At 37.4% G+C, this 21,347-nt stretch carries 21 protein-coding genes and 1 tRNA gene; 13 read left to right on the top strand and 9 right to left on the bottom strand.

Translation table 11 applies throughout. The annotated features are described in order from the left end of the window. Positions 1-27: 27 nt before the first annotated feature. Positions 28-828 carry a PaaX family transcriptional regulator C-terminal domain-containing protein gene (locus tag ACS125_RS00415; RefSeq protein ID WP_443269980.1) on the bottom strand — a complete coding sequence of 267 codons (801 nt, stop codon included), beginning with the start codon at positions 826-828 and terminating at the stop codon, positions 28-30. A 348-nt stretch (positions 829-1,176) separates the two neighbouring features. On the opposite strand from ACS125_RS00415, the gene ACS125_RS00410 reads away from it, so the two are divergent. From ACS125_RS00410 to hchA, 4 genes are all read left to right on the top strand, one after another. Further along, the gene (locus ACS125_RS00410) at positions 1,177-1,995 is read left to right on the top strand and encodes an undecaprenyl-diphosphate phosphatase (RefSeq protein WP_004789327.1); all 819 of its coding nucleotides are present in this window, start codon (positions 1,177-1,179) and stop codon (positions 1,993-1,995) included. Positions 1,996-2,152: 157 nt separating this feature from the next. Next, positions 2,153-3,049 (top strand): AraC family transcriptional regulator, encoded by an 897-nt coding sequence (locus ACS125_RS00405; protein WP_174759380.1) that lies wholly within the window; start codon positions 2,153-2,155, stop codon positions 3,047-3,049. Positions 3,050-3,082: 33 nt separating this feature from the next. Beyond that, entirely contained in the window at positions 3,083-4,093 is a 1,011-nt protein-coding gene (locus ACS125_RS00400) for an NAD(P)H-quinone oxidoreductase (RefSeq protein WP_443269978.1), read from the top strand. A 208-nt stretch (positions 4,094-4,301) separates the two neighbouring features. Then, positions 4,302-5,177 (top strand): glyoxalase III HchA, encoded by an 876-nt coding sequence (hchA, locus tag ACS125_RS00395; protein WP_443269976.1) that lies wholly within the window; start codon positions 4,302-4,304, stop codon positions 5,175-5,177. Between the two features lie 13 nt (positions 5,178-5,190). Here hchA and ACS125_RS00390 read toward each other — a convergent pair. Beyond that, positions 5,191-5,263, bottom strand: a tRNA-Arg gene (locus ACS125_RS00390). A 312-nt stretch (positions 5,264-5,575) separates the two neighbouring features. Here ACS125_RS00390 and ACS125_RS00385 point away from each other — a divergent pair. Then, the gene (locus tag ACS125_RS00385) at positions 5,576-5,830 is read left to right on the top strand and encodes a TIGR03643 family protein (RefSeq protein ID WP_443269974.1); all 255 of its coding nucleotides are present in this window, start codon (positions 5,576-5,578) and stop codon (positions 5,828-5,830) included. An 85-nt stretch (positions 5,831-5,915) separates the two neighbouring features. Here ACS125_RS00385 and ACS125_RS00380 read toward each other — a convergent pair whose 3' ends face one another. Then, a complete protein-coding gene (locus ACS125_RS00380; protein ID WP_077162469.1) occupies positions 5,916-6,056 on the bottom strand; it encodes a DUF2256 domain-containing protein in 141 nt (46 codons plus the stop codon). A gap of 4 nt (positions 6,057-6,060) precedes the next feature. Next, entirely contained in the window at positions 6,061-7,584 is a 1,524-nt protein-coding gene (locus tag ACS125_RS00375) for a cryptochrome/photolyase family protein (protein WP_443269972.1), read from the bottom strand. Between the two features lie 288 nt (positions 7,585-7,872). On the opposite strand from ACS125_RS00375, the gene nudC reads away from it, so the two are divergent. Then, positions 7,873-8,652, top strand: a complete 780-nt coding sequence (gene nudC, locus ACS125_RS00370) for an NAD(+) diphosphatase (protein ID WP_174730579.1) — start codon at positions 7,873-7,875, stop codon at positions 8,650-8,652. A gap of 80 nt (positions 8,653-8,732) precedes the next feature. Here nudC and ACS125_RS00365 read toward each other — a convergent pair whose 3' ends face one another. Further along, entirely contained in the window at positions 8,733-10,112 is a 1,380-nt protein-coding gene (locus tag ACS125_RS00365; RefSeq protein ID WP_004789335.1) for an amino acid permease, read from the bottom strand. 378 nt (positions 10,113-10,490) lie between these two features. On the opposite strand from ACS125_RS00365, the gene prpF reads away from it, so the two are divergent. The 3 genes from prpF (at position 10,491) to ACS125_RS00350 (ending at position 13,180) form a co-directional block, all read left to right on the top strand. Then, positions 10,491-11,678 (top strand): 2-methylaconitate cis-trans isomerase PrpF, encoded by a 1,188-nt coding sequence (gene prpF / locus ACS125_RS00360; RefSeq protein ID WP_151964368.1) that lies wholly within the window; start codon positions 10,491-10,493, stop codon positions 11,676-11,678. A gap of 162 nt (positions 11,679-11,840) precedes the next feature. Continuing rightward, positions 11,841-12,752 (top strand): polyprenyl synthetase family protein, encoded by a 912-nt coding sequence (locus ACS125_RS00355; protein WP_004789337.1) that lies wholly within the window; start codon positions 11,841-11,843, stop codon positions 12,750-12,752. A gap of 59 nt (positions 12,753-12,811) precedes the next feature. Then, on the top strand, positions 12,812-13,180 hold the full coding sequence (locus ACS125_RS00350; protein ID WP_443269967.1) for an MmcQ/YjbR family DNA-binding protein: 369 nt from the start codon (positions 12,812-12,814) through the stop codon (positions 13,178-13,180). Positions 13,181-13,243: 63 nt separating this feature from the next. Here the strand turns inward: ACS125_RS00350 and ACS125_RS00345 are convergent, their stop codons facing one another. The 4 genes from ACS125_RS00345 to ACS125_RS00330 all read right to left on the bottom strand — a co-directional run bounded on the left by ACS125_RS00345 (position 13,244) and on the right by ACS125_RS00330 (position 16,302). Then, positions 13,244-14,098, bottom strand: coding sequence for an SPFH domain-containing protein (locus ACS125_RS00345; RefSeq protein WP_004789339.1), 855 nt, complete (start codon positions 14,096-14,098; stop codon positions 13,244-13,246). A 27-nt stretch (positions 14,099-14,125) separates the two neighbouring features. Then, entirely contained in the window at positions 14,126-14,587 is a 462-nt protein-coding gene (locus tag ACS125_RS00340; protein WP_004789340.1) for an NfeD family protein, read from the bottom strand. Between the two features lie 104 nt (positions 14,588-14,691). Beyond that, complete coding sequence (locus ACS125_RS00335) at positions 14,692-15,609, bottom strand: patatin-like phospholipase family protein (RefSeq protein ID WP_443269964.1); 918 nt, start codon at positions 15,607-15,609, stop codon at positions 14,692-14,694. A 66-nt stretch (positions 15,610-15,675) separates the two neighbouring features. Further along, positions 15,676-16,302, bottom strand: coding sequence for a lysophospholipid acyltransferase family protein (locus ACS125_RS00330; protein ID WP_443269962.1), 627 nt, complete (start codon positions 16,300-16,302; stop codon positions 15,676-15,678). Between the two features lie 130 nt (positions 16,303-16,432). On the opposite strand from ACS125_RS00330, the gene ACS125_RS00325 reads away from it, so the two are divergent. The 4 genes from ACS125_RS00325 to ACS125_RS00310 all read left to right on the top strand — a co-directional run bounded on the left by ACS125_RS00325 (position 16,433) and on the right by ACS125_RS00310 (position 21,346). Further along, a complete protein-coding gene (locus ACS125_RS00325; RefSeq protein WP_174741589.1) occupies positions 16,433-17,692 on the top strand; it encodes an MFS transporter in 1,260 nt (419 codons plus the stop codon). A 73-nt stretch (positions 17,693-17,765) separates the two neighbouring features. Next, positions 17,766-17,957, top strand: a complete 192-nt coding sequence (locus ACS125_RS00320; RefSeq protein ID WP_034591627.1) for a hypothetical protein — start codon at positions 17,766-17,768, stop codon at positions 17,955-17,957. A gap of 272 nt (positions 17,958-18,229) precedes the next feature. Continuing rightward, a complete protein-coding gene (locus ACS125_RS00315; RefSeq protein WP_174732701.1) occupies positions 18,230-19,516 on the top strand; it encodes a DcaP family trimeric outer membrane transporter in 1,287 nt (428 codons plus the stop codon). A 180-nt stretch (positions 19,517-19,696) separates the two neighbouring features. Then, positions 19,697-21,346, top strand: coding sequence for a phosphoethanolamine transferase (locus ACS125_RS00310; protein WP_443269958.1), 1,650 nt, complete (start codon positions 19,697-19,699; stop codon positions 21,344-21,346). Position 21,347 lies beyond the last annotated feature (1 nt).

Here is a 21,347-nt window from a genome sequence, read left to right as displayed (position 1 = left end):
TTTGTTTGTAAAAAAATAAATCGCCCTTTAATGGGCTAATTCATTTTCATAAATTTTCTGCCAAAGTTTTTGTCCAATCGAATCGAGCTGCTGTACATTCTGAGCAAACTGATTGCGGGCATGTTCGTTAACAAATGGAGGGGGCAGCAGAGGATCATTCATGAGTAGGGTAATTGTTTCACGTCCTAATAACAAAGCTTGAGTAGCAGCCTCATTTAAAGATAAATTTTTATAGTTCAAAAGCCATTCTTGAATATCTTGACTATACATTTCATAGTTTTTTTCAAGCTGCTTCGTATCCCATAAAGAAGGAATTAACGAAACTGTTTTTGAGTCAAATTTTTGAATAATAGAAATTTTGGCTTCATTTTCAAGGCCTGCTAAAGTGAGTTCTTCACATGTTTTTTCAAAACTATAGGCTAAATTATCTGGGCGTATATAAATTCCAGTTTCGAGCTCTCTAAAACCGAATTGACGTAAAGCATGTTCTCTCTTTTTTAAAGCGGTCCGATCTATACGGCCTAATGTCCCCGTAAATACTGCCAGATAATTCTGTTGCCATTCTTTGGTCTGTTTAATGCCATTTTTACGATTCAAAATGACTTTTGCCCATTCTTTTGTTGATGGCGAAAGTTGATAAATACCGCGCTCGACGCTTTCTATCATGCCTTCATTTAATAGCCGAGTCGTAGCAACACGAATACCGTTGTCACTCATATTAAAAAGTTTAGCGGCGATCAATATTTGTTTAATGGTGAGCTGAGGATAAGCTGAGGAAAGAAATAAATCGATAATAAGATGACGTGCATTAATTTTGGTATTTTTCATTCAGATAGAATTTTTGATATGAGTTGCATGTAAGAAAAATAATATCATGTTTTTGTAATGTCTTTTTAAGATCATTTTTAGGGTAAATAAGCTTAAAAAGCTTTAGCTATAGAATGAGAAATTTTGTAGTTCTTAACCAAGTTTATCTTTTTACGATAGTTAACCTAAGATTGTCATGATGATGTGATACATTATTCCCCTTTAAATAAACCGCCTTTTGCTAAGGGCAATAACCACAAATGCTAGAAATGATCTGATATTGGGCATGAACTAGGCCAAAATTATGGTTTGTACATGATATAAAACAAATTTTTAGACTTTTCTGGTGATTAACTTTTTGAGCAAGTGATGGAAAATTTTGAAGTTATAAAAGCACTGTTTTTAGGCTTTGTCGAAGGCTTAACTGAATTTTTACCAATCTCGAGTACAGGCCATTTAATTTTATTTGGTCATATTATCGATTTCCATTCAGACGGCGGTCGTGTATTTGAGGTCGTAATCCAGTTAGGTGCTATTTTGGCAGTGTGCTGGTTATACCGTCAAAAAATTATTAACTTGATTAAGGGATTCTTTAGTGGCGATGTAGAATCACGTCATTTTGCGATTAGTGTGCTTATTGCATTCTTCCCCGCAGTTATTATTGGGGTTTTAGCTGTCGACTTCATTAAGAGTGTTTTATTCAGCCCAATCGTCGTTGCGATTGCTTTGATTGTCGGTGCTCTTATCATTTTCTGGGTTGAATCTAGACAGTTTGAGCATAAGACAATGGATGCAACTAAAATTACTTTTAAACAAGCGCTTTTAGTAGGTCTTGCTCAGTGTGTAGCTATGATTCCGGGTACTTCACGTTCAGGCGCAACAATTGTGGGTGGAATGTTTGCGGGCTTATCACGTAAAGCTGCCACAGAATTCTCTTTCTTCCTTGCGATGCCAACCATGTTGGGTGCTGCAACTTTTGACTTGATTAAAAATGCTGACGTACTCACCTCAGACAATATGATTAATATTGGGGTAGGTTTCGTTGCTGCTTTTATTGCTGCGCTGTTTGTTGTAAAAGCATTGGTATTATTTGTAGAGCGCCATACATTACGTGTATTTGCTTGGTATCGAATTGCACTCGGTGTAATCATTTTGATTGCCGCAATGTTCTTTAATTTATCGGCTTAAATAATCTGATGAAGTGAAAAACCTAGAATGTTCTAGGTTTTTTTATGCCTAAAAATTGATTTGAATTGCCTATTTATACAAAGTAAACGTAAGACAGATGTTTTCATTTTAGGTTCATTGTTATATTGATTATTAGATTACTTCTCACAATAAAATTATGCCGCAAAATCATCTTACAGAACATTTGGTCGATGCATTTTTGCACTTGGCTCCAGCAGAAGGACTCTATCCTACTTTTATCTCTAACATTACTTTGATGCGTGTAGATCATTCCACACCTCCTGTTGCCGTGCTGCAAGAACCCTCAATTGTTTTAGTTATACAGGGGTTGAAGCGAGGATATATTGGTAAAGAAATCTTTCAATTTCAACAAGGGCAGTGCTTATTCATCTCAATTGCAATACCTTTTGATTGCGATACTGTTGTTGAAAATAATGAACCCATGTTGGCGATTGCAATAAAATTTGAACCACAAATGATGACTGATCTCATTACTAAAATGGATAAACAACAACAAGTGGTTACTGAAGATGCTCATTCAGAAGATTTAAAATTAAGCTGCGGGCTTAGAGTGATTGACATGAATGCCACCATTTCAGAGGTTGCTCTCAGATTGCTCAATTTACTTCGCTCTAAACAAGATACTTTTATACTGGGTGAGCAAGTTAAAAGAGAACTGGTTTATCGTGTGGTGCAGGCCTCAGGTGGCAATCTAGTCGAGAGTTTATCGGCTATAGCAAGTCGAAATGGCGTGATTTATACCATTTGTGAAATTATTCAGCGTGATTATTATCATAACTTAACGGTTCAAGAGTTGGCGAAACAAGCAGGCATGAGCATCTCGCTTTTTCATCAGACTTTTAAAAAGGTGACGAATTATTCGCCCTTACAGTACATCAAAATTACTCGGTTACATAAGGCACGCGAACTTATCATGAACAATAAAATGGGGGTAGCAGAAGCAGCCTATGAAGTTGGATATGTGAGTGCCTCACAATTTAGCCGAGAATTTAAGCGACTGTTTGGCGTTCCACCCAAGTCCTCAATTATTTAAAGTAAATTAAGTATTTTGGAATATAAATCAAACATGGAGCATTTTATGACCCTTCCAACAACCATGAAAATTATTGAAATTACGGCTCCTGGTGGACCTGAGGTTCTAAAAGTTCAAGATGCAAATATTCCAGCACCTCAAGCAGATGAAGTCTTAATTGAGGTAAAGGCTGCTGGAATTAACCGCCCTGATGTCTTACAGCGTATGGGGTTATATCCGATGCCTAAAGGTGTTACTCAAATACCTGGACTTGAAGTCGCTGGGGTTGTGGTTGCCGTGGGTGACCAAGTAAATCAATTCAAGGTTGGTGATAAAGTTTGCGCTCTAACAAATGGCGGTGGTTATGCAGAATATTGTGCGGTAACTGCAACTCAAGTATTGCCAATACCTGAAAATTTAACGTTTACGCAAGCTGCTGCGATTCCAGAAACATTTTTTACGGTTTGGGCAAACCTGTTTGATATCGGCCGTTTGAAGAAAGATGAAACCGCACTAATTCATGGCGGTGCAAGTGGTATTGGAACCACAGCTTTAGCCATTTGCCAAGCTTTAGGAATTAAAACTTTTGCTACGGTTGGTAGTGAAGATAAAGTTGAAGCACTCTCTAGTTTCACCACAGCAATTAACTATAAAACCCAAGATTTTGAGCAAGAAGTTTTGAAACATACTCAAGATAAAGGTGTTGATGTCATTTTGGATATTGTGGGTGGTTCTTATTTCACAAAAAATTTAAATCTATTAAAACGTGATGGTCGACTTGTTATTATTGGTTTTATGGGTGGTCGAATCGCAAAAGAATTTGATTTACAGAAATTGATTTTAAAACGTGCCACAATTACGGGTTCAACGATGCGTGCACGTAATAGCCAAGAAAAGGCGCAAATTGCCCAATCTTTGCATGAGCATGTATGGCCGCTCTTGGCTCAAGATAAATGTTTACCGCAAATCTATAAAACATATGCTTTTTCAGATGTACAAAGTGCTCATGCATGTATGGAGCAAGGTGATCACATTGGAAAGATCGTTTTAGAAATGAATGCGTAACGCTGTAATCATTGAAGTTTGGGCGAACGACAGGTTCGCCTAAACTGAATTTTATAATTCTAGATTCTGCCTATTTCTCTATAAAAATTGCCAAATTCTATTGGCAGATTGCACCAGTTCTATAACTTCACCTATAAATTGAGTAAGAAATAACAATTGGTTCCTACTTTATTATTTCTTTCCATACTGATGAAAAAGGATAGTAACAATGAATACCGCAAATATTGATGATAAAAATCCTACTCCAGATTTGGCTGAAGATAATGCCTTTTTCCCATCACCATACTCACTAAGCCAATATACTTCGCCTAAAACAGATTACGACGGTACGACTTACTCAACACCGTATACAGGTAATAAAAAGGTCTTAATGATTGCAACCGATGAGCGTTATATCCAGATGCAAAACGGTAAGTTCTTTTCTACCGGAAACCATCCAGTAGAAATGCTTTTGCCGATGTTTCATTTAGATAATGCAGGTTTTGAAATTGATGTTGCGACACTTTCAGGTAATCCAGCCAAGCTTGAAATGTGGGCTATGCCAAAGCAAGAACAAGTGGTATTAGATATTTTCCAGAAATATGCAGATAAATTAAAAAATCCATTAAAACTTGCCGATATTTTAGAAAATGCAGTGGGAGAAAACTCACCATACACAGCTGTATTTATTCCGGGTGGGCATGGTGTTTTAGCTAAGATCCCACATAGCTTGGATGTCAAAAAAGTTCTGAAATGGGCAGTTGAACAAGATAAATTTATTATTACTTTATGTCATGGTCCAGCTTCGTTATTGGCTGCGGCAGTAGATGAACAGCCTGAGAATTACATTTTTAAAGATTATCAAATTTGTGTATTCCCTGATTCATTAGATAAGGGGGCAAATATTGATATCGGTTATATGCCGGGAGCTTTACCGTGGTTAGTCGGTGAGAACCTTGAAAAACTCGGTGTGAAGATTTTGAACACTGGCATTACAGGACAATGTCATAGAGATCGTAAATTATTAACAGGCGATAGTCCGCTTGCTTCTAACAATTTGGGCAAGCTTGCAGCTGAAACGTTGCTGGCTGAAGTGAAGGATTAAGTGATTCAATATGTGCGCCCTGCGGGACTCGAACCCACGTCGGTCGCTTAGGAGGCAACTGCTCTATCCAGTTAAGCTAAGGGCGCATAATTTTATGATTATAAACAAAAAAGCTATTGCTAAGGCAATGGCTTTTTCCATGTTTTAAGTATTAAAAATTTTGCCATAGTGGTTAATAAAAAGTTAAACCACTCAAAGGTTTTAGAACTGTTTATGTCTATATAAAAAATAGAGTTTATAAAGCAAAAAAATCACAAAAAATTCATGTTTGCCTTTCTATGATCTGAAGCAAAACACGAAGACATTCAAGGCAAGCAATCGGGTAAGTGAAGCTATTTCCGAAAGGTTGTTTGTTAAAGAATCAGATTTGGTTACAGCATAATTTAAAAGGGCATAACATGAAAAAAATTGATGAACAGGACTTATCTAGAATTATTGAAATGGCATGGGAAGATCGAACCCCATTTGAAGCAATTGAGCGAGAGTATGGCTTGCGTGAAAGTGAAGTTATTCGTTTAATGAGATACAACTTAAAATCGAGCAGTTTTAAACTCTGGCGCAAGCGTATGGCAGGGCATAAAACCAAGCATCAGCAATTACGTTCACCAGAAGTTGAAAGAGCTTACTGTTCTCGTCAGTATAAATATGCTTAAGACTATCAAATATAATCAATTGAAAGACAAATGATTCAACAATGAAGAGTAGTGTTGAATCAGTTAAAACAATCGCGTGAAATATTTACTTATTTGAGCGGGCTTGTCTTTTACATCTTTCAGAGCAATATTTTACTTCTTCCCAGCAACGCTCCCATTTTTTTCGCCAGTCAAAAGGGCGTTGACAATAGACACATATTTTCTGAGGTAGATGCTGTTTTTTCATGATCCTAAAGCTCATCAAGTTGATGAATGAGTAACTTTGCATGCTTCATGACAGAAGCCTTATCTTTCATACGATCAAGATTTTTGTAGACCATCGCCATTCTGGGATTTTGACGAAATATGGCCTCATGTTGGCTCATAAAATACCAATACAAGCTGTTAAATGGACAACTATCAGGCTCAGTTTTGGTTTTGACGTTATATGTACAGTGCTGACAATAATTTGACATTTTATGTATGTAATTACCTGATGCAGCATAGGGTTTACTTGCCATGATGCCGCCATCTGCATACATCGCCATGCCTAATGTATTCGGTAATTCGACCCATTCATAAGCATCTACATAGACAGCTAAATACCATTCGCAAATTTCTGATGGGTTTACACCTGCTAAAAGCGCAAAGTTGCCTGTAATCATTAAACGCTGAATATGGTGAGCATAGCCATGTTCAAAGGTATTTCTGAAACACTCTGCCATACATGCCATTTTTGTATTACCCGTCCAGTAATATTGTGGCAGCGGCGTGGTGGCATGAAGGGTGTTTTGATCGCTATAGTCAGGCATAGATAACCAATAGATTCCACGTACATATTCCCGCCATCCTAATATCTGCCGAATAAACCCTTCTATTGCATTTAAGGGGACCTGTCCGTTGTAATAGGCTGTTTGAGCAGCGTCACACACTTCTTTTGGCAATAACAATCCACAATTTAAATAAGGCGAGAGCAGACTATGAAACATAAAATCTGAACCATAAACCATAGCATCTTGATAATCGCCAAAGTGGGGTAGGTTGTTAGAAATAAAATGGTCTAAAGCAAGTAAGGCATTTTGACGGGTTGTTGCCCATAGAAAGGAATTGAGATTGCCGATATGTTGAGAAAATTCTTTCTTGACCAGTTGAATAACATCTATATCAATTTGATCATGCTTAAAGGTTAATTTTGGTGGCAAAGGTGGATTGCCTGACCACACTTTTCGATTGGCTTGATCAAAGTTCCATTGCCCGCCTACGGGTTGTTGGTCATGCATTAAATAGTGAGTTTGCTTGCGCATTTCTCGGTAAAAGTATTCCATCCTTAGCGTTTTATATTTGTTTGCCCATTGCTTGAATTGTTCTACGGCACAAAAGAAGCGATCATCTTCTAAACAAATAACAGGTAGTTTTAGTGAGTTAGACCATGAAGTATCGATTTCATGCTGTAAGCGATACTCACCACATTGGGTAACGACGAGAGCGTTCGCGAAGAAGTGTTGCTGCTGCAAAGTAATAAAGTCGACTAACTTTTTTATATGACTTTCGCGCTTAAATGTGTGATAACGGATTTTCCAGCCCTGTGCTTTTAATTCTTTTGCAAAGTGCCGCATTGCACTAAAAATCAGCGCTATTTTTTGTGGATGATGAGCAACATAAGATGTTTCCTCAAGTACTTCAGCCATCAAAATAATGTCTTCATTCTGGTTTAAATACTTGAGCGTTGCGAGTTGGTGATTTAATTGATCACCCAGAATTAAACCAAATCGCATATTTTTGCTTCATGAGATGGAACTAAAACTAGTCTAAATTTTCAGAGATCAATTTTATGTGAAGCAGTGCTTCTAAGTTCATCAATAGTCACTTAACTATAAAGTCATAGATATAACTTAAAAGCATAACGAGTGTGAATAAAATGTGATTTTAATCAAAAAGATACAAATTAAATAAATTGAAGGTGTTTGCTAATATGCGTAAGATTTTTGAAAAATAGGTTTTAAGTCTGATCCTTTTGAAGAAGCTATAGAGGCCGTCGAAAGGTTCTTCACTCGAGTATATAAATGGATACCAACAACCTTCCTATTGCTTATATTTTTCAGCAACAACAACTTTTGGTTGATGCGAATTTTAATTTGCCTTGCCTTCAACAGCAGGAACATGATTTACATATACAATCAGATCCTCAAGTAATAGCAAGAGATTTCCAAGAAGGTGAACCTATACCAAATGGATATCAGTTCATACCTATTCGCCAACTCTTGCAGTATTGGACTAAACCGCAGTTTGAACAGGCAAGTCGTGCTTTTCAGTTACTAGAGTGGCGTCGTAATCATCAGTTTTGTAGCCGTTGTGGACATAAAACCCAGCAGCATAAGACTGAATATTCTATGACTTGTCCAGCATGTAATTTTAGTCAATATCCTAGAGTTAACCCTTGTGTGATTACTATCATTACGCGTGGAGAGAACGAGATTTTGCTGGCTAAAAATGCCAGAAATACAACCCAGATGTATAGTTTAATCGCAGGCTTTGTAGAGGTAGGGGAAACACTAGAAGATGCTGTTCGACGTGAAACATTAGAAGAAGTCGGATTGCAAATTAAGAATATTCAATATTTAGCGAGCCAACCATGGCCATTTCCGAGTAACTTAATGTTGGCCTTTAAAGCCGAATATGAAGCGGGCGAAATTGAAATTCAGGAGAAAGAACTTAGCGATGCTCAGTTTTTCAAATTTGATCAATTACCTGAAATTCCATTTAAGGGCAGTATTGCTCATGCAATGATAATGCACATTATTCATGGCAAGCCTGTAGCTGATGATACGAAAAAGTGGCTCTAAACAGACATCCAGGTATGATTTTAATCTTATAGTCTTAAATAAAAAAAGCCACTGTCTAGACAATGGCTTTTTAGATTTATTTATTCTTCAGGATTCTCAATGGAATCTAACTTTTTAGGATTTAAATAGTCAAAAAGTACGAGCATTGCCGTAATCCAAATAGGGATCATCATTACTGACTCTTTGAAGCCTTGAGTCCACATAATATAGAGAACCACAGCAATAAACGCTAAAACTAAATAATTACTAAATGGCGACCATAACGCTGGAAAAGATGTCTTAATATTCGCGTGCTTAACAAAGCGTCTATACTTCAAATGTGTAATTGATATCATTGCCCAGTTTAGAACAAGTGCACCAACCACAACGTACATAAGGTGTCCAAGAGCATCTTCAGGTACAAAGTAGTTTAAAAGAACACAACCAAAGATTAATAAAGCAGAAAGCAGAACAGCGGGAATAGGAACCCCCTGTTTATTGGTTTTTGCAAAAACTTTTGGTGCATTCCCTTGTTGAGCGAGACTGTAGAGCATACGGCTATTTGCAAACATCCCACTGTTATAAACAGATAGAGCAGCAGTTAAAATAATAAAGTTCAGTAAGTGTGCAGCCCAACCAATTCCCATTTGGCTAAAAATCATAACAAATGGACTTTTGTCGAGACCGCCAAGATCTAATTGGTTCCATGGTACTAATGAAAGTAAGATTGCCAATGAACCGATATAGAAAATCAAGATACGGAAAACGACTTGGTTAATTGCTTTTGGAATGGTTTTTTTCGGATCTTTTGCTTCTGCTGCGGCCATACCAATCAGTTCAATACCACCAAAAGCGAACATCAAGAAAGCCAACATATAGAACAGGCCGCTAAAGCCATTTGGAAAAAATCCACCATGAGACCAAAGATTACTAAATGAAATGCTTGAACCTACATCTGCTGTAAAGAGCAAATAAAGCCCAAACACAATCATAGAGATAACTGCAGCAACTTTAATAATAGCGAGCCAGAATTCGGACTCCCCATAAAATTTGACGTTGGTTAAGTTAATTGCCGTAATCACGACAAAGAAAAATAAGACAGAAGTCCACGCTGGAATATGAGGCCACCAATAATTAATATATTTGGCTACCGCGGTGAGCTCACTCATCGCCACCAGAACGTAGAGTATCCAATAGTTCCATCCGGTTAAAAATCCGGGAAATTTCCCCCAATATTTATACGCAAAATGGCTGAACGATCCTGCAACAGGTTCTTCAACAATCATTTCTCCCAAGTGACGCATAATCAAAAACGCGATTAAGCCGCCAATGGCATATCCTAAAATAATGGATGGTCCCGCAGATTGAATCACTTGCGCCGAGCCTAAAAATAATCCGGTACCAATTGCTCCACCCATAGCAATTAATTGGATATGTCGATTTTTTAGTCCTCGTTGCAGTGTAGAAGATTCGTTGGTCAAAGGTCTTCACTCACAATGAATAAGTAAATTATTCTAATAGATGGAGTTATTTTAGCCTAGACTACAAATTAATAAGCTGTGACTGAAAAGTAATATTAAAATATATTTAAAATCATTGGTTTACTTTTAATATTTCAATATAGAGTGAAAAGTGCTCTAAAAAATATAATTTCATATAGACTTTTTTTCATAGATTTTGCTTAGATTAAGTCATTGCAAGCATATTGCTAAATTCTCAAAATATGCTCGCGTCAATACGATTGATGTATAAAGCAGATTACTATCTCTTGGCCTTAAAACAATTTAAGATGCAGAGAAGGGTAAACAAGAATGCTTGTTTTGATATAGAAGAACATAATAGTAAGGATAACAGTTGATATGAGCTCAGTACCGCAAATTAAAATTCCAGCAACTTATATGCGTGGTGGAACTAGTAAAGGTGTCTTTTTTAAGCTTGATGATTTGCCAGAAAAAGCCCAAGTTGCAGGACAAGCAAGAGATCAGCTCTTACTACGTGTTATTGGTAGCCCAGACCCTTATGGAAAACAAATTGATGGGATGGGCGGAGCCACTTCGAGTACCAGCAAAACAGTTATTCTCGCTAAAAGTACTCAGCCAGATCATGATGTTGATTATTTGTTTGGTCAGGTTTCAATTGATCAGGCTTTTGTAGACTGGAGTGGTAACTGCGGAAATTTGACTGCTGCGGTTGGTTCTTTTGCGATTTCAAATGGCTTGGTAGATGCAGATCGTATTCCAGAAAATGGCTTATGCACGGTTCGAATCTGGCAAAAAAATATTCAAAAAACCATTATTGCACATGTACCTATCACCAATGGTCAAGTTCAAGAAACTGGTGATTTCGAACTCGATGGCGTGACATTTCCTGCTGCTGAAGTTCAAATTGAGTTTTTAGATCCAGCCGATGATGGCGAAGAAGGCGGCGATATGTTCCCGACAGGGAATATTGTTGATGAATTAGATGTTCCTGATATTGGTCGTTTCCAAGCGACTTTTATTAATGCCGGAATTCCAACCATTTTCTTAAATGCAGAAGATTTGGGTTATCAAGGTACTGAATTACAAGATCATATTAATAGTGATGCAGCTGCACTGGCACGTTTTGAAAAAATTCGTGCGTATGGTGCGGTACAGATGGGTTTAATTAAAGATATTTCAGAAGCGGCTGCACGTCAGCACACACCAAAAATTGCTTTTGTTTCTAAACCGAAAAACTACACGGCATCGAGCGGTAAGAGTGTTTCAGAGAGTGATGTTGATTTATTGGTTCGTGCTTTGTCGATGGGTAAATTACATCATGCCATGATGGGAACAGCAGCTGTTGCGATTGGTACAGCGGCTGCTATTCCAGGAACGTTAGTAAACCTTGCAGCTGGTGGCGGCGAACGTGAAGCGGTACGTTTTGGTCATCCATCTGGAACATTACGTGTTGGTGCTCAAGCGGAACTTATTAACGATCAATGGGTCGTTAAAAAAGCCATTATGAGCCGTAGTGCACGTGTGTTAATGGAAGGTTGGGTACGCGTTCCAGGTGACAGCTTCTAAAAGTCATTAAATAAGAAAAAGCCTCTCAATCATGTAGAGGCTTTTTTACGTTTGCCTTCAAAAACTCATCACCCACTTTTCACAGTGAATCGTGTATGATGTAGCGCATGAATGCTTCATTACATTCAATAAAATTTCTCTACTGATTTTATCGAGGCGACTGTGTCATCACTCTCTCAAGTTAATGCGGATGTTTTAAAACAAGCTCAACAACGTATTCAACAAGACTTATTGACGACACTGGCCGCGTTCTCAATTCCAGAGCCTTTAAAAAGTGCAGTACACCATGCAGTCATGCTTGGTGGAAAACGTGTGCGTCCAGCTTTGTGTTATGCCACTGCTTCTTTACAGCCAAATCCAAATTTTGCGGCGGCTCGTCGTGCGGCGGTTGCTGTAGAGTTAATTCATTGTTATTCGCTAGCGCACGATGACTTGCCTTGTATGGACAATGATTTATTGCGTCGTGGTCAGCCGACGTGTCATGTTGCATTTGGTGAAGATACTGCTTTACTCGCAGGCGATATTTTACAATCAATGGCTTTTGAGGTTTTAGGTAGTCGTTTGTTCGATGAGCAAGGGCAGGGCACCGATGCTGCAATTGTATTAAAACAAATTCAGATTTTAGCTACAGCTACTTCTAAAATGGTCTCTGGACAGGTTTTAGATTTACAATCTGAAGGCAAGCAAATTACTCAAGACGAACTTGAAAATATCCATCGTAATAAAACTGGTGCGCTTATTCAGGCTGCAATTATGATGGGTGCAGTCACTATTTTCTCTGGAACAGATCAAGCAATTCCAAAATTGCGCCAATATGGGCAGACCATTGGACTGGCTTTTCAAGTATTAGACGATATTCTCGATATCACTTCGAGTACTGAAGCTTTGGGCAAAACTGCTGGTAAAGATGAGCAAGTTCAAAAATCAACATACCCAGCTTTAATGGGGCTTGAGCAAGCACAGATTTATGCTAAAGAATTGCATGATCAAGCTTTTGAAGCCTTAGCTCATTTTGGTGACAATGCAAAAGAATTGGTTGATATCTCACAATTCCTTTTAGCACGTACCAACTAATAAAAAATTAAATCAATAATCCTGCTTACATTCATATTCAATGAATAAAGGAGATAAGAATGAATGGTGACCAACTCCATCAAAAAGCAATTGAAATTGCAAGTAATCTTCCATTCAGCCAAAAAACTCATCCATTTGGGCCTGAATATGAAGTTTTTAAAATATTAGAAAAAATATTCATCCTGACAACGGAAGTGGCAGGCGTCAAAATGATTAATGTCAAATGTGACCCTTATAAAAGTCAGGAATATCAGGAGCTTTATTCATTTATTATTCCGGGTTATCACATGAATAAAAAACACTGGATTTCGATTACGCCGCATAGGAATTTAACAAGCGATTTACTTCAAGACTTAATTCATGATTCTTATGATTTAGTCGTAAAAAAACTACCTTTGAAAGATCAGAAAAGACTAAAAAACCAATAATATAAAAAACGGCGACATTGTAGTCACCGTTTTGATTTCAATTACTTATTTGAAGTAATGAAATTAATTATGCTTTCCCATAATACCGCGAATTGTATTCAAGACATCGGCAGGTAAAACCACAGTTTTGGCATTACTTGATTTCGCCATATCTTGCATTGCTTTAACATATTGTTCACCCAAAAGGTAAGCAACTGGAATCTCTTTATCACCGACTGCGCTAGTCACCATTGAAATCGCTTTTTGAGATGCTTCAGCTAAAACAACTTGGGCTTCTGCGTCACGACGTGATGCTTCTAAACGACCTTCTGCACTTAAAATAGCAGCCTGTTTTTCACCATCTGCTTTAGTGACAGCCGCACGACGTTGACGTTCTGCAGCAGCCTGTTCTTCCATAGCAGCTTGCATGGTATGAGAAGGTTGAATGTCCTGAATTTCGACTGTTTTTAAGGTAATACCCCAGTCTGAAATATCATCAGAAATAGCTGCTTTTAATTTAGCTTTAATATGATCGCGTGAAGACAATGCATCATCTAGATCCATTTCACCAACAATAGAACGTAATGAAGTTTGTACAAGGTTTTGAATAGCCCATGTATAGTTTTCAATACCATATACTGCTTTTTCTGGTGTAGTTAAATTAATATAGGCTACAGCATTCATAAGCAACACAGCGTTATCACGTGTAATTACTTCTTGTGATGGAATATCGAGCACAATATCTTTAGTGGTAATTTTATAAGCCACTTCATCTACATAGGGGATAACAAAATTAAGCCCTGGATTTAGCGTAGAATGGTACTTACCTAAACGCTGAACAATCCATTTATAGCCCTGAGGAACAATACGGACCCCTTTAAAAATGGTAACAGCAACAAAAGCCAAAAAGGCTAAAACAATAATAGTACCGACTGGCATAAAATACCCTCTCTTTATCTTTAATGTTTATGAAGTACCGTGGGTTTGAACAATTAAGTCATTACCCGAAATATCAATAACTCTAACTCGATCGCCCACTTTAACAGGAGTGGTGCTCCGACAATTCCACTCATCGGCCCCTAAAATAGGCATTGGAAAACGAACAATAATTTGATCATGGTCTAGACCAGTTTGAATCACCATTCCAATTTGACCAATCGTTGCTTCACGGGGTAATCCCGCTTTAGTTTTATCAATCGATAAGGGTTTAATAAATTTGAACCAAAGAATGGTGCATAGCACTGATAGTATTATCCACAATACAATTTGTGTTGTGAGGCTAATATCTGGAAATAACCAATAGAGAATGCACACCATAATGGCGGCAATACCAAACCAGAGTGCAGCAAAGGCAGGGAGGATCAGTTCAGAAAGAATAAGTAAGATACCCAATACAAACCAATGCCAAGGTTGTACAACGAACTCCATAGATCTGCTCTTTTATATATATTTATGTGAGTAAAAGTGACTCAATATCACTTTTACCACTGTAGCAGATGATGGGAAATGTGGATAGAAAAAAACCACCCCAATTAGAATTTAGAGCGTGGTGCTGGCTTAAATGCTGCTGGAGATTTTTTGAAGGTTGCAATCGCACTCTCAATTTGACGAATTTGAGCTTGAGCAGCTTTTTCACCTTCTAAAATTGCCTGATTACTTGATTTGAGGTCCAGTGTACCTAAATGGCCTACTTTAGGCTGAATCACAACATTGGCTTGCTTGAGTTCTTCATTAATACTTTGTTGACCCATAATATTAATGGTTTGATCTAGTAATCCCCACATATTGGCTGGGCGATTTCCTGCTGGACGCGCAGAAATATCAACGGCAATCACAATATCTGCACCCATATCACGAGCTGTTTTAACAGGAATTGGACTCACCAATCCGCCATCTACATATTTTTGATTACCAATAGTTGCTGGTACAAACACATTTGGAATACTGCAAGAGGCGCGTACGGCTTGGCCTGCATTACCTTTAATAAAGTCAGCTTTTTGACCATTATCAAGGCGCGTTGCGACCGCTGCAAAACGAATTGGAAATTTCTCAATTGGTTTGTTGCCTACGTTACGGTTAACGTAGTCCTGTAACTTTTGTCCAAGAATAATACCCTGACGGTTGAGTGTTAAATCGCGGATATCCGATTCTTGTAACTTCAGCGCTAGACTTTGCAATTGATAAGGCGTTTGTCCACTTGCGTAGATACTTCCCACAAAGCTACCGGCACTAGTACCTGTCACAATTTTAGGTTTAATTCCGTGAGACTCTAAAACCTTGATTACACCAATATGTGAAAATCCTTTTGCTCCACCGCCACCTAAAGCAAGCGCAATCACAGGTTCACGGGCTTTCATTGAGGTTGTCGGTGCTGGTGTTTTGCTAAATTTATCACAGCCAAATAGTGCTAGAGAGATAAATCCAATACTGGCAAATTGAGCAATTTTCATCTTTAAAAATAATCTATGTCGAGATAAATTAAGAAGGGCCATAAGACCAGATTTGCTCAATTTTTGCTAGGTTTTTTTCACTAGATTTTGTAAAGGTTCAGCGAGCCAATTGCGATTTTTGGGTGATATTTTTCCTTCATAACGCTCAAAAATCTTAGTGAGATCTTCATCATAGTTACCACTAGGATTTAAGTGCCCTAAGCAGTGAATCGTCTTACGGTCATAATCAAAAGAAAACATCACAATGGGAATATCGGCTTTTGCAGCAATATGGTAAAAACCACTTTTCATTTTTTTTGCTTTTTTACGTGTACCTTCGGGTGCCATTCCAATCCAGATCTTGTCATGTTTTTGAATGGTGGCAACGACTTGTTCTGTCAGTCCATTGGCCGTGTCACGTTTAACAGGAATGACTCCAGCCCAATCTAAAGCTCGTTTAAAAGGTGGTTTAAAAAGAGCGTCTTTACCTAATACTGTAATTTGGATACCTAATCCGAAAATCGCAAGAAAGCCATACCATCCATCAATATTAGAAGTATGGGGTGAGATAATCGCGACTGCTTTTGGAAAATTGGGAACTTCGCCTTCAATTGTCCAACCTTGTGCTAAAAAAAGTTTCTTAAATAGCGCCCGGCTTAAAGCAGTGCCACGTTGGGGTACCAAATCAGGTAAATTAGGGAAATGTTGATCCATATTTTTTTTAAAATTTTAACTTGTCCTCGTTTTATCTTAATCTTTTGAAATATATGCTTCATTGGCAAAATGTAAGAACAACATGACATTTGATGTTATTCCTCATTAAACAAATAAAAAGTAGGTTTCTATGTTGCGGCAGCAAAATCTTTATCTTCTGCTATTTTCTTTATATTGGGCACAAGGACTGCCTGTTGGGTTTATGACGCACGCTTTACCCGTGATCTTAAGAGCAGAAGGAGTTTCACTCGCCCATATTGGTGGTTTTGGCTTATTAATGCTGCCTTGGTCAATCAAGATTTTTTGGGCGCCATGGGTTGATCGGCACGCACTTTCCCGTTTAGGGCACTATCGTAGTTGGATATTACCTACGCAGTTTTTGACGGTAGGTGTGCTATGTATTTTATCTTTTTTCCCCGTTCAAGCTTTAGATCAGCCCATTTATTTATTCGCCTTTTTCATTTCACTTCTTTTTATGAATTTAACAGGAGCAACCCAAGATATTGCGACCGATGCTTTAGCAGTCAATTTATTGAAACATGATCAACAACATTGGGGGAATACATTTCAGGTCATTGGTTCGCGGTTAGGTTTTATTGTCGGTGGAGGCGCCGTACTTTGGTGTTTAGACTGGCTGACATGGCAACCTACTTTTTTGCTATTAGCAACCATAGTATTTTTAAATACTTTACCCGTTTTATTATTTAAAGAGCCTCAACACACTTCTCATCTAAATGAAGAACCCAAACTTGGCCAACAAAATTTAATTCTAAAAATTAAAGCCTATTTGGGGTATTTCTCCCAAAGTAAAGAGCTCCGTTCTTGGTTAATAGTACTCATCACTTTTAAAGTAGCGGACGGCTTAGCTGGGCCATTACTCAAACCTTTAATGGTGGATATGGGGTTAAGTTTTACTCAAATTGGTGTTTATATCACGATGCTCGGTGCAGTAGCGGCGCTGATAGGGGCAGCAATAGCAGGATGGGGGCTGAAGTACTTTTCAAGGTCAACAGCTTTAATTGTTTTTTCAGTCTTTAAAATCATGAGTTTAGCGGCTTATGCCTATTTAGCTTATGCTTACGAGCAGAAAATTCAACTCAATGTCTGGGCTATCTATACAATCAATGCTTTAGAGGATGCATTCTCGGCAATGTTGTTGGTGGTTATGTTGACCTTAGTCATGCACTACAGTCGAAAAGAATATGCAGGTACAGATTTCACCTTTCAGGTTTCAGTCATGGCGACTGTGAGTGGGGGGCTTTATAGCTTAAGTGGTGTGTTTGGAGATGCCTTCGGTTATTTCTATTATTTGATAGCTATTGTCATTATTGGCACTGTTACTTTGCTCCCTATTTCTCTCTGGAAACATGCAAAACTACAAGAAAAATAATGTTAACTAAATGAAATAAAGAAATTTAATATCGATTAAGGAATGATCTAGTCATTATCTACTACCTTTGTCTATGTTTCTAAAAATGTATGTTTTTAGCTATTTAAATGCTCTATTAATTGTGCCATCTTGTTTGGGTAGCAAATGGAAGCTAACTGGAGTAAAAATGGATTTCGTTAACAAGAAAAATCATGTGAATCAATTAAAATGGGTAGAAAAATGTTCAAGTAGATTGGATATTAGCCTAAAGTCTAAAAAAGAATAATGAAATAACGATTTAATCATTCTATAAGATAAGAGAGTTGTGTAGGATTCGTTAGAACATGAAGTTAGGGTAAAAATCTGTAAGTCAAAGTATGTTTTTTATGTCTTTGGTTATTGGTTTTGGTCTTGCATAACGTTGAAATTGGTTTTGGTTGCGGTAATAAAATTAATGTAACCAAAGTGGAGGAGAGTTGATTTTTTAGCCCCTTAATTTAATGGCGTAAATCAACTTGGCATGGATAGGCAACATAAAATATATTTTTGGAGTTTTTGATGGATCTATTCCTTAATCGTAAATCTTTCGTTGTTAAAAGTTTAGCGCTTACAGTTACAGCTTTAATGATGAGTGGGGCACATGCTGCGACTTCCGACAAAGCGGAAATTCAACAGCTTCGTAAAGAAGTTGAGGCTTTAAAAGCTTTAATTCAACAACAAAGTCAAGTGCAGCAACAACAGCAGCAAGTACAGCAACAACAGCAAGTTCAACTTGCTGAAGTTAAGGCACAACCTGTTGCTGCACCAGTTTCACCTTTAGCATCATTAAAATCTAAAGCGGGTGCTGATGTGAACCTATATGGTTTTGTTCGTGGCGACGCTAATTATATTATTGAAGGTGCGGATAACGACTTTAACGACGTAAGTAAGTCAGATGGTAAAACACAAGATAAATTGCGTGCGACTGCTAAAACTACACGTCTTGGTTTAGATTTTACTGCTCCAGTAAATGACGCTAAAGTTGGTGGTAAAATCGAAGTTGACTTTGCAGGTACAAATGATGGATTACGTATTCGTCATGCTTACTTAACGTATAACAACTGGTTATTCGGTCAAACAACTTCGAACTTCTTGTCTAACCATGCGCCAGAAATGATCGACTTCTCGACAAACATTGGTGGTGGTACTAAACGTGTTCCACAAGTACGTTATAACTACAAATTAGGTCCAACAACTCAATTGTTTGTTTCTGCAGAAAAAGCGGACAGTTCAACATCTTCTACGGGTGACAGTCTTAAATATCGCTTACCTGCATTAACTGCTAAAATCACTCAAGGTTATGCAGAGGGTAAAGGTTCTGCATCAGCTCGTGTTTTAGTAGAAAATTATAAATCACAGCTTGCTGATGATGAGAAAACTGGTTGGGGTGTAGCTGTTGGTACAGACTTTAAAGTATCTGATCCTTTAAAACTCTTTGCTGATGCATCATATGTTGTAGGTGATAATACCTATTTATATGGTAGTAACTCTGCTTACGCAGTAGAAGGTAATTCTATTGAGCAAAATGAATTTGTAGCAGTACAAGTGGGTGGAACTTATAAGATTTTACCTAACTTGCGTTCGACTTTAGCATATGGTGCTCAATTCGCTGATGACGGCACTGATTTTGCAAGATTAAATGCATCTGCTAATGAAAAAGTTCAACAAGCATGGCTTAACGTGATTTACACACCAGTTAAACCAATTGATTTAGGTGTTGAATACGTTAACGGTAAGCGTGATACTTTTGATGGTAAATCTTACAAAGATAACCGTGTTGGTTTAATGGCTAAATATAGTTTCTAAGAACAATATCTAGTTAAAAGTCAAAAAAGACGGGGTTAAACTTAACCTCGTCTTTTTGTTGGAAAAATTTTGAAATAAGTATTTTTTAAGATTTATGTATTAGATCATTTTTTATTTAAGTCATTTTTAAGTTTCAATTTCTACAGTAAAGCATCATAAAAAGATTGTAGTTCCCCCAAGATGCTGAATTTTTTTTCTACCTTAAAAAATAAACAGATTTCACTGTTTATGTTTAATTTCATTATAGCCATTTGGTTAGGTGCAGTTTTAAATATTGGTTTTTATAACAAAGTACATCTTTTAACTCCATATTTTGGAGTAAAGGCTATTCTATTTTTAGCTGCTACAGTGATTATTGTTGTTGCTGCGTATTATGCGCTTTTACAAATTTTAAACTGGAAATGGACGGCCAAACTTTTTGCAATTTTGCTGGTCTTTATTGGTGGTTTTAGCTCTTATTTTGTAAATACGTTAGGTGTAATCATCTCGCCTGATCAGATTCAAAATATGATACAAACAGATGTATCTGAAGTTTCTGATTTAGTTTCATTACGCTTTGGACTTTGGAGCGTTTTCTTTGTTGTTTTACCTATTATTTTAATTACTCAAGTAAAACTTAAAAAAGAAAAAGTATCCCATTTGTTGTTGAAAAAAGTCGGTTCAATTATCGCTTCTTTTGCAATTGTTGGTATTTTGCTTTTTACATATTATGTGGATTTTGCAGCAATATTTAGAGAGCATCGTGATTTAAAAGGCATGATTTCTCCTCAAAACACTATTTCTTCTTTAATGTCTTATTATCATAAAAAGGCACCTAAGAAAAATCTTCCTCTTGTGAAATATGGTGAAGATGCTCATCAAGTTCAGGCAGTACAAAAGAACCTGCCTAAATTAATGGTGCTGGTTGTTGGTGAGACAGCTCGTGCGGAAAGTTTTTCACTCAATGGTTATGCCAAAAACACGAATCCAGAGCTTTCTAAACAAGATATTTTGAATTTTTCTCAAGTAAGTTCATGTGGTACAGCAACCGCTGTTTCAGTTCCATGTATGTTCTCTGGCATGCCACGTGTTGACTATGATGAGCAATTAGCAAGTCATCGTGAAGGGTTACTTGATATTGCAAAGCGTGCGGGTTATCAGGTGACTTGGATTGATAACAACTCTGGTTGTAAAGGTGCATGTGATCGTGTTGAGCAATATCAAATTTCAGAAAAGTTAAAGCAAAAATGGTGTAAAGATGGCGAATGCTTTGATGATATTTTAATTGATAGCTTAAATGAATATTTAGCTACTATCCCTAAAGAAGATACACGTCCACGTTTAATTGTTTTACATCAAGTCGGAAGTCATGGCCCAGCTTATTACAAGCGTGCACCTGATGCATATCAACCATTTAAACCGACTTGTGATACTAATGCGATACAGGGCTGCTCTCAAACAGAGTTATTAAATAGTTATGATGACACGATTGTGTATACAGATCATGTGTTAAGTCAGATGATTAATAATTTAAAAGAAGTATCGAAATATCAAACAGGTTTATGGTATTTATCTGATCATGGTGAATCAACTGGTGAACATGGTTTATATTTACATGGTTCACCTTATGCAATCGCACCGAGTCAACAAACACATGTACCAATGATTATGTGGTTCTCTGATAAATGGAAGCAGCACAATCTTGCACAAGTGAGTTGTTTAGGCCAACAAACGAAACAAAAGTTAAGTCAGGATAATTTATTCCCAAGCTTATTAAGTTTGTTAGATGTAAAAACTCAGGTCATCAACCCTCAACTGGATATGCTGCACTCTTGTGCCCATGTGAATTAAA

It is taken from the genome of Acinetobacter sp. PFS20 (assembly GCF_052261015.1).
Classification (GTDB): Bacteria; Pseudomonadota; Gammaproteobacteria; order Pseudomonadales; family Moraxellaceae; genus Acinetobacter.
The sequence above is the reverse complement of the archived record's forward strand: the minus strand, read 5'-3'. Positions and strand labels throughout refer to the sequence as shown.